Here is a 13,667-nt window from a genome sequence, read left to right on the forward strand (position 1 = left end):
AATTTGACTGGAAATGTGCTCTAGTTAAGTAACCACACGTTGCAGACAACCAGAGCAATGACGCTCCAGAACATCGCAAGCCCAAGGATAACGGCGCTCCAGGCCTTACTTCTCAAAACCGGATCTATCTCAGTCTTGTCACGTTCCTGTGACATCGCATACTTCATATAATCGATATCACTAATCATTTTTTCACCACCAATCGTTAATAACAACTAAGTACAGATAAATCTTAATTATGGATTCAGTATTAATCCAGTGAATTTGCCTCTCGGAAGATAAATTTCATCAATACTTTGATCGCGACGGGTATATTTGCAAATGTGGTAGGATGAGTTAGCAAAAATTGTGATTCAGACGAGGTTTAGATATTCAATTATAGGCCATCATAGGATTTGGCATCCCCTTGAGGATGCCATTATTATTTATACGCTTATTTTTCCGGTAACTTAATATCTTTGAACATCGCTTCAATATCTTCATTTGAACGCAATGCCACAGCGGTATCGACGACATCACGCGTCAGATGTGGGGCGAAACGTTGAATAAAATCATACATATAGCTTCGCAGGAAGGTGCTGCGACGGAAGCCGATTTTAGTCGTGCTGTGGCTGAAAATATCGTTGGCATCAAGTTTGACCAGATCCGGATCGGAGACAGGATCGACTGCCATGCTGGCAATAACCCCTACCCCAAGGCCCAGGCGCACGTAAGTTTTTATTACATCAGCATCGGTTGCGGTAAAGACAATGCGTGGCGTCAACCCGGCACGGTTAAAAGCAGTGTCCAGCTCGGAACGACCGGTAAACCCGAAGGTGTAGGTCACCAGCGGATACTGCGCCAGTTCCTCGATAGATACCGAACCTCGGGAAGCCAGCGGGTGCTCCGGCGTCACAACCACGGAGCGGTTCCAGTGATAGCACGGCAGCATGACTAAATCATCATAGAGATGCAGCGCTTCGGTCGCGATCGCAAAGTCAGCATTACCTTTCGAGACGGCCTCAGCGATCTGCGTTGGCGAGCCCTGATGCATGTGCAATGAGACGCGCGGATAGCGCTCGATAAACCCTTTAATCACTCCCGGGAGCGCGTAGCGAGCCTGAGTATGAGTGGTCGCAACGTACAGCGAACCTTTATCAGGCCAGGTGTGTTCACCGGCGACCGACTTTATCGCATCCACTTTTGACAATACTTCACGAGCAATGCGGATGATCTCCTGCCCGGCGGGAGTCACCTGAGTTAAATGTTTGCCGCTGCGGGCGAAAATCTGAATTCCTAGCTCATCTTCCAGCATGCGGACCTGCTTGCTGATGCCTGGCTGTGAGGTATACAGCCCTTCGGCAGTAGAGGAGACGTTCAGATTATGGTTAACAACCTCAACGATGTAGCGGAGCTGCTGTAGTTTCATGGCTGATATCCGATAACGCGTAAAATGAACCCGCTTAATACATTTTACGTTCAGGCGACTTCCTGGCAGGCAAGCAATACCCTACCATCCCTGCGACTCGCCATGCTGGCGCCACAACGCATCCTGAAAACGATGATGTATAAGACGATTTGATAATAAAAAAGAGATTAGCTATAACCACTATATCATTTATATCTACAGTGTATAGATACTAACGAAAAATAATAAGCCGGTTATAAGGCGGGGAAAATACAGGATTAAATGTTGTAGATCAGTGACCTGTGATGTTAAAAAAGGGCCGCGATGCGGCCCTTCTTAGCGGTCATAGCGCTTACTTCTTCGCTTCAGTCCATTTGCCATCAATATAGAAGGCTGACCAGCCTGTCGCTTTACCGTCTTTCTCTGAAGCAACGTACTGTTGCTTAGTCTTACGGCTAAAACGCACCATTGTTTTGTTGCCTTCCGGATCCTGCTGCGGCGCATCGGCCAGGTAACGCAGTTTCTCAGCCAGACGATCGCGGAAGCGATACAACTCCTCCACTAACGGCGCGCGAGTTTCACGCGATTTAGGGAAGGTGTTCGCAGCCAGGAAAACACCTGCTGCGCCATCACGCAACACAAAGTAAGCGTCTGATTTCTCGCACGGGAGTTCTGGCAGCGGAACCGGATCTTCTTTCGGTGGTGCCACTTCCCCGTTACGCAGGATCTTACGCGTATTTTTACACTCATCGTTGGTACAAGCCATGTACTTACCAAAACGCCCCATCTTCAGGTGCATTTCGGAACCACATTTTTCACACTCAACGATCGGACCATCATAGCCCTTGATACGGAACTCGCCCTCTTCGATCTCGTAGCCATCGCAGGTCGGGTTATTACCGCAGACGTGCAGTTTACGCTTCGGATCGATGAGGTAGCTGTCCATCGCCGTGCCGCATTTCTGGCAGCGACGTTTGGCGCGCAACGCGTTGGTTTCGGCGTCATCACCTTCCAGCACGTTCAGCACTTCGTTTTCCGGCACCAGGTTGATGGTGGTCTTACAGCGCTCTTTCGGCGACAGCGCATAGCCTGAGCAACCCAGGAAGACGCCGGTCGTCGCGGTACGGATGCCCATCTGACGGCTACAGGTCGGACAGTCGATGCTGGTCAGCACCATCTGGTTCGGCTGCATACCGCCATCTTCAGGGGCTTTTTCTGCTTTTTCCAGCTGGTTGGTGAAGTCGCCGAAGAAGCTATCGAGTACCTTCTTCCACTCGGCTTCGTGGTTAGCCACCTGGTCAAGACTGTTTTCCATCTGCGCGGTAAAGTCGTAGTTCATCAGCTCGCGGAAGTTGGCTTCCAGACGATCGGTAACGATCTCACCCATTTTCTCTGCGTAGAAACGACGGTTTTCACTGCGCACATAACCGCGATCCTGAATGGTCGAAATGATCGACGCATAGGTGGACGGACGGCCGATACCGCGTTTTTCCAGCTCTTTAACCAAAGAAGCTTCGCTAAAGCGCGCAGGCGGTTTGGTAAAGTGCTGTGCCGGGAGCAGTTCAACCAGGCTTAAGCTATCGCCCTGTTTAACCACCGGCAGAACCCTGTCTTCATCGCCTTTACGCAGCGCTGGCATCACTTTCGTCCAGCCATCAAAGCGCAGCGTACGACCGCGCGCCTTGAGCTTAAAATCACCCGCTTTTACGGTCAGCGTGGTGGAATCGTATTGCGCAGGCGTCATCTGACAGGCGACAAACTGGCGCCAGATCAGTTGATACAGTTTCTGCGCATCCGCTTCCATATCTTTCAGCGATTCCGCCACCACGTTCACGTCGGAAGGACGAATCGCTTCGTGCGCTTCCTGCGAATTCTCTTTGCTGGTGTACTGATTGGCGTTTTCCGGCAGGTATTTCTTGCCGAAATTATCGCCAATATAATCACGAACCATATTTACTGCATCCTGACTCAGGTTGGTGGAGTCAGTACGCATGTAGGTGATGTAGCCCGCTTCATACAAACGCTGCGCCATCATCATGGTTTTCTTCACCCCGAAGCCCAGACGCGTGCTGGCCGCCTGCTGTAGAGTGGAGGTAATAAATGGTGCGCCAGGCTTGCTGCTGGTTGGCTTGTCTTCGCGCTCAAGGACGCTATAACCCGCTTTTTCCAGCTGGCTGACCGCCGCCATGGTTTCGTCACGATTGACCGGACGGAATGGCTTGTCGGCTTTATGCGTTACCTGCAACGCCAGCGCGTCGCCGCCAGGCGTGGTGGTGTTGGCGTCAATTTCCCAGAACTCTTCCGGAACAAACGCTTTAATTTCGCGTTCGCGCTCAACAACCAGACGTACGGCAACGGACTGAACGCGGCCTGCGGACAGACCACGAGCAATTTTTTTCCACAACAGTGGAGACACCATGTAACCCACAACGCGGTCCATAAAACGACGCGCCTGCTGGGCGTTAACACGGTCAATATTCAGTTCGCCCGGCTTTTCAAAAGCCTGACGGATAGCATTTTTGGTGATCTCATTGAACACCACGCGACTATAGCGCTGCTCATCACCACCGATAACTTCCCGCAGGTGCCATGCAATGGCTTCCCCTTCGCGGTCAAGGTCGGTTGCGAGGTAGATGTGGTCGGCTTTTTCTGCCAACTGTTTGAGTTCCGCGACGACCTTTTCTTTACCCGGAAGTATTTCATAGTGCGCATCCCAGTCATGCCACGGGTCCACGCCCATACGATTGACCAGAGCACCACGTTCATCCTTCTTAGGCTTTTTAGCCCCTTTGGTGGCGGTAGAGTCGGCGCTCTTTTTGGAAGCTGAGCCACTGGTCGGCAAATCGCGGATATGACCGACGCTGGATTTCACCACGTAGTCATTACCCAGATACTTATTGATCGTTTTGGCTTTTGCCGGGGACTCAACGATAACGAGAGCTTTACCCATATTCACCTTTACCTAATTTGATTCATCCAGGAATACATCGCACATTGATTCACCATCCACTGGCGACACGTCACAACCTAATGTTGCGTCGTTGTCGATGGATATCAACCCTTTGCATTGGTTTCACATCCATAAAACCAGATTGCTGAGTTTGCTGGCTTTATCTTGCCAGGCGACATAGCACGAATAATTTTTGGCCGAATGTCAAGCAAATCTGCTACCAGATCGCTGAAAGCGTCACACTGTACCTGATAAAATTCGTTACGCAACTTTATTAGCATGCAAAAGCAAATCCCGCCACTAAACTGATGTTTATTAGGCCTCTGCGGTTCCCCCAACAAGATTAATGGAAAATTTGCCCCTCGCCGCCGCGCGGCGTAGACTACCGGCGAAGAACCACAGGAGGCATTTATGCAAGGTACAACCCAACCCATCGATCGCCAGACGCTGCTTGAAAAAGCCAATAAACTCATTCGCGAACATGAGGATACGTTAGCCGGGATCGAGGCTACCGACGTCGTTCAGCGTAACGGCGTGCTGGTATTCAGCGGCGAGTTTTATCTTGATGAGCAGGGTCTGCCAACGGCAAAAAGTACGGCGGTATTTAATATGTTCAAATACCTCGCACATGAGCTGTCTGATAAATATCACCTGGCAGATTAACCATTACCTGCCGGGCTAATACGACAACGCGAGGCGTGAGCCTCGCGTTGTTTTGTTTACATCAGCGGTTTTTGTCCGCGTTGCCACCATCGTAGCAGCAGTTTGTCGGCACTTTCAGCCGCGCTGCCGGTAAAGCGGTCGAGCATCTTCTTACGTTGTTGATAACGCACGCTGATGACCTCGTGCTTATCCATCAGTCCCAGCAGCAGTTCATCACTGGTTTCCACTTCGTCCACCAGGCCTTTTTCCAGCGCCTGAGTACCGTACCAATGTTCGCCGGTCGCCACCTGCTCAATATCCAACGAGGGACGCATCTGGTGAACAAAATCTTTGAACAGCCGATGCGTATCGTTCAGGTCTTCGCGGAATTTCTGTCGCCCTTCTTCGGTATTTTCGCCCAGCATCGTCAGGGTACGTTTGTACTGTCCGGCCGTATGCAGCTCAATGTCGATATCTTTGTTTTTCAGGAAGCGGTTGATATTAGGGATCTGCGCCACGACGCCAATAGAACCAAGAATGGCAAACGGCGCAGAGACGATTTTATTTGCCACGCAGGCCATCATGTAGCCACCGCTGGCCGCTACTTTATCTACCGCTACCGTTAACGGGATCTGTTTATCACGAAGGCGCTGCAGCTGCGAAGCGGCAAGACCATAGCCATGCACCACGCCGCCGGGGCTTTCCAGGCGAATAACGACCTGATCCCGCGCTTTCACCGCTGCCAGCACCGCGGTAATTTCTTCACGCAGGCTGCTAACTTCGTGAGCATCCATACTGCCTTTAAAATCCAGCACCCAAACGCGCGGCTTGCCTTCTGGCTCTGCCGTGCCCAACTTCGCGCGCGCCTTTGCCGCTTTTGCTTCCTGCTTAAGCTTTTTCTTTTGCCCTTTGTGCCACAGTTTTTGCTGTGGGCCGTCGAGCAATGAAACCGCCAGCTCTTCCTTCATCTCCTTATATTGCTCGCTAAGATTGGTCACCCGGAGCTCACCGCGCTGCCTTTTGCGCTGAGTCAGGTTAACAATAATGGCGACGACAACCGCAATAGCGACAACAATGGTCGCGATTTTGGCCAAAAACAGGCCATATTGAGCAAGTAATTCCACGTTTTCACCTTGTGTAAAGCACTGACGTTGACGCACAGTGTACATCAGCCATCTGCGAGAAGTCTTTGTGCTTTGCGTCGCATGCGAGGCGCATTCCTGTTTTTTTCAGCGACGATGAAATCGTTGCAAGATATTAATTCCGCGAAGACTTTCCGTTTCGCTGATTGCAATAGCAGGCGCTTTCAGGCATAAAGCGCAAAAGTAAGATACCGAATAGCCAGCGCGATCGTCAGCAGATCGCCCGAGGAGTCGCCGTGCATTATCAACCGCAACGTCACCTGTTACAGGACCGCATCATCCTGGTTACCGGCGCCAGCGACGGCATTGGCCGTGAAGCCGCCCTGACCTATGCCCGCTACAGCGCCAGCGTGATCCTGGTTGGCCGTAATGAAGAGAAGCTGCGTCGCGTCGCACAAGAGATTCAGCAAGCAGGAGGTATTCCTGCCCCATGGTTCACGCTTGACCTGTTGACCTGCACGCCGCAGGAGTGCCAGCAGTTGGCGCAGAAGATTGCTATTCATCACCCGCGTCTCGACGGCGTCCTGCACAACGCGGGTCTGTTGGGCGATATCTGCCCAATGGATGAACAAAAGCCGGACGTATGGCAGCAGGTTATGCAGGTGAACGTAAATGGCACCTTTATGCTCACTCAGGCATTGCTTCCTTTATTACTCAAATCTGAGTCCGGTTCACTGGTCTTCACCTCCTCCAGCGTGGGTCGTCAGGGGCGAGCGAACTGGGGTGCTTATGCGGCGTCCAAATTTGCCACCGAAGGCATGATGCAGGTGCTGGCTGAGGAGTATCAAAGCCGCCATCTGCGGGTTAACTGCATCAATCCTGGCGGCACGCGCACCAAAATGCGCGCCAATGCTTTCCCAACCGAAGATCCGCAAAAATTGAAAACGCCTGCCGATATCATGCCGGTTTATCTGTGGCTGATGGGCGACGACAGCCGTCGCAAGACGGGAATGACTTTTGACGCCCAACCGGGCCGCAAACCAGGAATCGCACAATGAGTGATGAACGCTACCGTGAACGCCAGCAGCGGGTAAAAGATAAGGTCGATGCCCGTGTGGCGTCAGCCCAGGAAGAACGCGGCATTGTGATTGTGTTTACCGGCAACGGTAAAGGCAAAACTACCGCTGCTTTTGGCACCGTTACCCGCGCCGTCGGGCATGGCAAAAAGGCCGGTGTTGTGCAGTTTATTAAAGGCACCTGGCCGAACGGCGAGCGCAATCTGCTTGAACCGCACGGCGTTGAATTTCAGGTGATGGCCACCGGCTTCACCTGGAATACTCAGGATCGTGAAAGCGACACAGCCGCCTGCCTCGCCGTCTGGGAACATGGGCGCAGAATGCTGACCGATGAAAGCCTGGATCTCGTTTTACTGGACGAGCTAACCTACATGGTGGCCTATGACTACCTGCCGCTGGAAGACGTGCTGACTGCCCTGCGCAACCGTCCTGCGCATCAAACGGTCATTATTACCGGTCGCGGTTGCCATCGTGAAATTACCGAACTGGCCGATACCGTCAGCGAATTGCGCCCTGTTAAGCACGCGTTTGATGCCGGAATTAAGGCGCAGATGGGGATCGATTACTAAGCGTCAGCCGTTCAAGCAACGCATAATTAAGCGGCAGGCACAGGCAATCTTCCCCCATAGCCAGTTCGCTTTCGAGAATGTTTTGCCGCGAGACAAAGCGTTTACGATATTCGGTCGGCGTCACCCCACAGTATTTATTAAATGCGGCAATCAGGTATTTATGCTCCTGAAAGCCGCAGCTGTGGCTGATATCGGTGATTGGCGTTCGGGTGTCGCGCAGTAAGGTGCGGGCTTTATTCAGCCGTACCAGCGTCAGATACTCTTTGAAATTATGCCGACTGACCTTTTTAAACAGCCGCGAAAACCATGAGTAGCTCATCCCGCTATGGCTGGCGACTTCGCTCAGGGTCAGCGGTTGGTCAAAATGCTGATTAATAAAATCAATACCTTTCTTGATCATCGCCTCTTCACGCAGCGTACTTTCCGCATGTTGCGTCGGCTTCCCGGCGGTCACTATCGCATCTAATAACAGATAAATCGCCGCGATGCGTTGAAACGGCGGGTGGTTATCAATCAACCGCTCCAGTAATGCCGCCAGGCGTCGATGTACGTCGTTGTCAGTTGACGAATAAACCTGCCCGGAAGTGCACCAACTCAGCAGTGGAGAAGGATGTAACTCATCAAACAGGCCGGGAGAAAACTGTACGGTCACCAGTTGGCTTCCCGTCTCCTCCGCGCTAAGCGAGTGCACTTCTTCAGCGTTGATATACAGCATATCCCCCTGCGCCAGCTCCACGCATTGCTGCCCCACGGAGACCGTAAAGCGCCCCGCCAGCACGGTAATCAGCTCCGGAGCCGGATGCCAGTGAGGTTCGCAGTAACGCACCTCGGCGGCAAACACGTTCAGCTTCTCTGCGTCAAAAGCAATCAGCTCATAGCCGCTGTTTACCGTTTGCCGTCCGGTTTGCATCACTGCGCGAGAATGAGTGACTGAAAAAGGGAACATGCGCAATCTCCTGTCGTTAGCCGTTAATTACGCCCCGCCAGCACGGCATTGAGCTCATCACGATCGATATCCAATGCTAAGAATTCAGTCAACGCGATCAGCAACCCGCAGAACAGATCCGGAGCCAGTCGAATCAGCTTTTCACGCACCTGATCCACCGGCAACGGGCTCTTATCAGCGATCAGATTCACCACGCGGGCAAAGGCCTCCGGCTGTTGGATCAGTTGCTGGAGCGAATTATCATCGCGTAGCGGCACATAGCGCGGCGGACAGTCCACTGTCATTTCAGCACAGAGCGGCAGGTCGCGGGATGAGCTACCAACGCGGAGCTTCCAGAGACCCGGCGTCACCACCCAATCTTCAAGGCATGGGTGGTAACAGGCCAGCTCGGCAACAGGCAGTTGCAGGCTCACGCGACGAGTTTCCCCTGCGGCCAGTTCCACTTTACTGAACGCCTTCAATGCCTGCACTTCACGAATCAGTTCCCCGTCAGGCGCACTCACATATAGCTGAACAACCTCTTTACCGGCGAATGCTCCGCAGTTGGTCAGATCAAACGAAACGCTGAGGGTCTCATTTTCCCCTAATCGGGAGGCTGAGAGCGCGATATTATCGTAAACAAATCGGGTATAGCTTAAGCCAAAACCAAACGGAAACAGCGGAGTCAGGCGGCGTTTATCGTAGTAACGATAGCCGACAAAAAGCCCTTCTCCGTAGTGATGACGTAGATTCTCTCCCGGATAGTGCAGCCATGCGGGGGTCTCTTCCAGCGAATTGGGAACCGTCACGGTTAATTTACCGCACGGGTTACGCTGGCCGAAAAGAATTTCCGCCACCGCGCGGCCCATGCCCTGCCCGGCGAAGAAAGTTTCCAGCAGCGCTTTACACTCACCAAGCCATGGCATGACGACCGCATCGCTGTTGGCCAGCACCACCACCACATTTGGCTGGACCGCCGCCACTTCCCGGATCAGCCGCTCATGAACCGGCAGAATATTCAGGTCCTGACGATCGCCATTCTCGCCATCTTCACCGACGGCGGTGCTGACAAAGATCACCGCCACATCCGCCTCCTGCGCAACGGCGCGGGCCTGTGCCAAAGCCTGTTCATCACAGCGCAGATCGTCCGGGGCACCCACCGCCCAGGAGACGCTAAAATCATCCCCGGCGAGGTCAAAAATTTCATCCAGCGGACGATCCAGTAGATACGGCACAGTGGTTGCGCATCCGGAGCCCTGAATCACCGGCTCCTGCGCCGGCTTACCCAGCACCGCGATGCGTGGCGTCTTCCCTGAGCGCAGCGGCAGCAGATCATCTTCATTTTTCAGCAAGACGATAGATTCGGCTGCCAGTTGTTGCGCCAGCGCATGGTGCGCCGGAAAATCAGCGCGCGTTTGCGGACGACGATGACGCTGGACTTTATCCAGCAGCGCCAACATTCGCCAACAGGCGCGATCCACGACTGCCATCGGCACCTCGCCTGATTCAATCGCCGCCAGCAACGTTTGTTTATCGCGTCGGGTTTCCGGCATCGCCAGGTCGTTGCCCGCCATCAGCGAGGCCGGACGGTCCTTGATCCCGTACCAGTCGGACATCACCAGGCCGTCATATCCCCACTCATCGCGTAGTACCTGGGTGAGCAAAAACGGGTCCTGGGACGTCTGCACCCCGTTAAGGCGATTGTAAGAGGACATCACCGTCCACGGCTGGGATTTCTTAATCGCGCGCTGGAAACCCGCCAGATAGATTTCGCGCAGCGCCCGTTCTTCAATAATCGAGTCCATTTCCGTGCGGCGGTACTCCGAGTTATTCGCTGCAAAGTGCTTCAGGCTGGCACCAACCCCCTCCTGTTGCAGGCCGTTAATCAGCGCCGCGGCGATGTCGCCGCTGACTACCGGGTCTTCGGCGTAATATTCATAGCCGCGGCCCGCCAGCGGAGTGCGACGAATGTTGATGCCCGGGCCAAGCAGGATCCCAACGCCCATCTGCTGACACTCTGTCCCCAGCGCTTGCCCCATCTGATGAACCAGCTCCACATCCCAACTACAGGCCAGGCTGGAGCCATTCGGAAAGCAGGTTGCCGGGAGCGAGGCGCTGAAAAGCGCTTCACTGCCCCCCTTCGCTGCAGATTCTTCTGCGCTGGCCTGGTCTGCGGTCTGGGTGATGACCGAGATAAAGTCATCCATGCTCCACTTTTCACGGCCATCAATTTGCGCACTGCTGTAACGAACGCCGTAAGTACCGTCCGTCATGACGATATCTGCAATACCATGCTGTGGTAGAGAAGCCGTGCGCCACAGGCCGCTACCTGTCAGCAGCGCCACTTTGTCTTCTACGCTCATCACGGCGAGTGTCGTGTTAAAATCGTTATTCATCTCTCTGGCTCCCTGAGGTTAAAGCGCGTTCTGTTGTTTACGCAGGCTGATTTTTTGCACAATATCGCGATAGGTTTTTTCATCCAGCGAATAGCAGGCGACAAATATTGCGCTTAGCGCAAACATCGCACCGGGAAATAACGTCATCAAAATATTAATGCCATTGATTGCGCTGCTCGAAATATTGCCAGCATCATAATGATAATAATCCAGCATCCACCCTGCGCAGCCGCCGCCAATCGCCATCGCTATTTTGGTGATAAAATTAAAGAAGCCATAAATTGCGCCTTCAGTCCGCACACCATGATGCCACTCAGCATATTCAACGGTATCGGCAATCATTGACCACATGGAAACAAACCCCATCCCTAACGTAATACTGTACAAGCATACCCCGGTCATGATCAGCCAGATATTGTCGCCGGCAATAAAATATTGCATTAGCACACCGAAGATACCAATCAGCAGCGCAACCAGCGTCATTTTCTTCTTACCGATCAGCGCAATGACTTTTTCCGAAATAACGGTACCCACGATATAGGCCGCTGACTGAATCATAAAGAAGGTTGAGGTAAACCCTTCATTACCGATAATATATTTAATAAAGTAGATCGCTATCGCCATCCATACGGTATAGGCAATATAGAAAAAGACGGTAAACAGCGACAGGTTAATCAGCGGTGTGTTACCTGCCACCGCGCGGAGCATTTCCCTTAACGTCGGCGCAGGCGTCTCCTCTTCTTCACCTACCCGTTCTTTAGTCATCCCAAAGCAGGCAAGAAACAAAAAAGTCGCCAGCAGAGCGAAGCAAGAGACCGCAAAAACGTAGCCCAACTGCTTATCGTCAAACGGTGAAATCAGCATATCCGCGGTAGTTGAAACAATCAGATAGCCGACAATCGCCAATACAAAGCGGTATACCGACAGCGATGAGCGGGACGCTTCATGCTGAGTCAAACGGTTGGTTAACGCTGAGTATGGCGTGTTCACCGCCGTATATGCCAGACAATAAATAGTATAAGAGATCAACGCAAAATAGAATTTCGCCTCGCCACCAAAAGGCACAAAACACAATACGGTTAAAAAACCGAGCGGTATTGATCCATATAATAACCACGGACGTAATTTGCCGTAGCGGCTATGCGTTTTATCGATAGCAAAACCAATCAAGATATTAAAAACAGCATCAATAACGCGAGCAATAACAAAAATCAAACTCGCCTGCACTGCGCTAATGCCGTAAATGTTAGTATAGAAATATAATAAGAAAAGTGAAACAAAGCCGAATGATAAATTAGAGGCAAAGTCACCAAAGCCGTAGCCTATTTTTTCTTTCACGCCGATAACCACATAGCTTGCCGATAGTTTTCCTGCTGTATCCATTTTTGGCTACCCGTTTATGTAATCAGTGGCGTCAGTATATGGCGTTGGCTGGCACAGCGCTTTGCGTTATTTGTCCGGGAATTTCCCGTTTTTTGTCTTTATGCAGAAGTGTGAAAGATATCACAGGCAGGAGAAAATAAAGCGAAAATTCCGGCGGTTACCCGCCGGAACGAAAGTCATTAACCGTTACCGTTATTACGGCTGCTGGAGCGCCGGCTATTATTGTTATTGCCGACCTGGCTGTGGCGCTTGACCGCACGACGAATTTGGTTCGCTTTCATGCGACGACGATCTTTCTCGACCGCCACTTTTGAAGTGGTTTCCGGCGTCAACTCCACCAGCTCGCGCAGGTAGTTGGTTTGCGCCAGATCCAGCTCGGTATAGCCGCCGCGAGGCAGGCCCTTCGGCAGCGGAATATCGCCATAACGAACGCGGATCAGACGGCTAACCTGTACGCCAACGGCTTCCCACAAGCGGCGAACTTCACGGTTACGCCCTTCGGTCAGCGTCACGTTGTACCACTGGTTAATCCCTTCACCGCCGGTGAATTTGATGGTTTTAAACGCCGCCGGACCGTCTTCCAGCTGTACGCCACGAGACAGTTGACGAAGCTTATCTTCATCAACCTGACCAAACACGCGCACGGCGTATTCGCGTTCAACTTCACGGCTCGGATGCATCAGGCGGTTTGCCAGTTCACCGTCGGTGGTGAACAGCAGCAGACCGCAGGTATTTACATCCAGACGACCCACGGCAATCCAGCGCGCGCCGCGCAGTTTTGGCAGACGATCGAATACCGTCGGACGACCTTCCGGGTCGTTACGGGTACACAGCTCGCCTTCTGGCTTGTAGTACGCCAGCACGCGACAGATTTGTTCCGCAGACTCTTTCACCGAAATCAGGTGACCATCGATACGAATTTTTAAACCAGGGACAATTTCAACGCGATCGCCGAGAGTAGCGATTTTGCCATCGACGCTGACGCGGCCAGCTTCGATTTTAGATTCAATTTCACGGCGGGAGCCGTGGCCAGCGCGGGCCAGCACTTTTTGTAATTTCTCGCTCATTGAGCATCCTTAAGGTGTCGCCTTCCCAGGCGTCTGGTATACTTCGAAAAACATGACGCTATCAAAATTATGATCTAACACCATGTTCTGTATATATATTTTGCATCCAGGCATATCATGTTCTGCGTCGTTTTAACGGCCAAAATTGAGACATGCCCTCTCGCGTGGGCGAACATGGTACACGAACTTT

Annotated in this window: 11 protein-coding genes; 3 read left to right on the top strand and 8 right to left on the bottom strand. The window is 52.4% G+C overall.

The annotated features are described in order from the left end of the window. Window positions 1-20: 20 nt before the first annotated feature. From ACMYSL_RS16605 to topA, 3 genes are all read right to left on the bottom strand, one after another. Complete coding sequence (locus ACMYSL_RS16605; RefSeq protein WP_110273500.1) at window positions 21-188, bottom strand: YmiA family putative membrane protein; 168 nt, start codon at window positions 186-188, stop codon at window positions 21-23. Window positions 189-433: 245 nt separating this feature from the next. Continuing rightward, complete coding sequence (cysB, locus tag ACMYSL_RS16610; RefSeq protein ID WP_110273501.1) at window positions 434-1,408, bottom strand: HTH-type transcriptional regulator CysB; 975 nt, start codon at window positions 1,406-1,408, stop codon at window positions 434-436. A 331-nt stretch (window positions 1,409-1,739) separates the two neighbouring features. After that, window positions 1,740-4,337, bottom strand: coding sequence for a type I DNA topoisomerase (gene topA, locus ACMYSL_RS16615; RefSeq protein ID WP_434659117.1), 2,598 nt, complete (start codon window positions 4,335-4,337; stop codon window positions 1,740-1,742). 411 nt (window positions 4,338-4,748) lie between these two features. On the opposite strand from topA, the gene ACMYSL_RS16620 reads away from it, so the two are divergent. Further along, window positions 4,749-5,000 carry a YciN family protein gene (locus ACMYSL_RS16620; RefSeq protein ID WP_004101388.1) on the top strand — a complete coding sequence of 84 codons (252 nt, stop codon included), beginning with the start codon at window positions 4,749-4,751 and terminating at the stop codon, window positions 4,998-5,000. A 56-nt stretch (window positions 5,001-5,056) separates the two neighbouring features. Here the strand turns inward: ACMYSL_RS16620 and sohB are convergent, their stop codons facing one another. After that, a complete protein-coding gene (sohB, locus tag ACMYSL_RS16625; RefSeq protein WP_434659118.1) occupies window positions 5,057-6,103 on the bottom strand; it encodes a protease SohB in 1,047 nt (348 codons plus the stop codon). A gap of 254 nt (window positions 6,104-6,357) precedes the next feature. Here sohB and ACMYSL_RS16630 point away from each other — a divergent pair, with 254 nt between their 5' ends. Both ACMYSL_RS16630 and cobO read left to right on the top strand, forming a co-directional pair. Further along, window positions 6,358-7,119: a YciK family oxidoreductase gene (locus ACMYSL_RS16630; RefSeq protein ID WP_434659119.1), complete on the top strand. Its 762-nt coding sequence runs from the start codon at window positions 6,358-6,360 to the stop codon at window positions 7,117-7,119. Continuing rightward, entirely contained in the window at window positions 7,116-7,706 is a 591-nt protein-coding gene (gene cobO, locus ACMYSL_RS16635) for a cob(I)yrinic acid a,c-diamide adenosyltransferase (RefSeq protein WP_182238145.1), read from the top strand. The genes ACMYSL_RS16630 and cobO overlap by 4 nt, the downstream gene beginning before the upstream one ends. On the opposite strand, the gene ACMYSL_RS16640 is transcribed toward cobO, so the two are convergent. The 4 genes from ACMYSL_RS16640 to rluB all read right to left on the bottom strand — a co-directional run bounded on the left by ACMYSL_RS16640 (window position 7,678) and on the right by rluB (window position 13,477). Next, window positions 7,678-8,652 (bottom strand): helix-turn-helix transcriptional regulator, encoded by a 975-nt coding sequence (locus ACMYSL_RS16640; protein WP_182238142.1) that lies wholly within the window; start codon window positions 8,650-8,652, stop codon window positions 7,678-7,680. The genes cobO and ACMYSL_RS16640 overlap by 29 nt on opposite strands. A 23-nt stretch (window positions 8,653-8,675) precedes the next feature. Then, the gene (locus tag ACMYSL_RS16645) at window positions 8,676-11,027 is read right to left on the bottom strand and encodes a beta-glucosidase (protein ID WP_434659120.1); all 2,352 of its coding nucleotides are present in this window, start codon (window positions 11,025-11,027) and stop codon (window positions 8,676-8,678) included. An 18-nt stretch (window positions 11,028-11,045) separates the two neighbouring features. Continuing rightward, complete coding sequence (locus tag ACMYSL_RS16650; RefSeq protein WP_182238138.1) at window positions 11,046-12,410, bottom strand: MFS transporter; 1,365 nt, start codon at window positions 12,408-12,410, stop codon at window positions 11,046-11,048. Window positions 12,411-12,589: 179 nt separating this feature from the next. Next, a complete protein-coding gene (rluB, locus tag ACMYSL_RS16655) occupies window positions 12,590-13,477 on the bottom strand; it encodes a 23S rRNA pseudouridine(2605) synthase RluB (protein WP_110273507.1) in 888 nt (295 codons plus the stop codon). Between the last annotated feature and the right edge of the window lie 190 nt (window positions 13,478-13,667).

The organism is Klebsiella sp. MISC125, assembly GCF_051131775.1.
In the GTDB taxonomy this organism is placed as follows: domain Bacteria; phylum Pseudomonadota; class Gammaproteobacteria; order Enterobacterales; family Enterobacteriaceae; genus Klebsiella.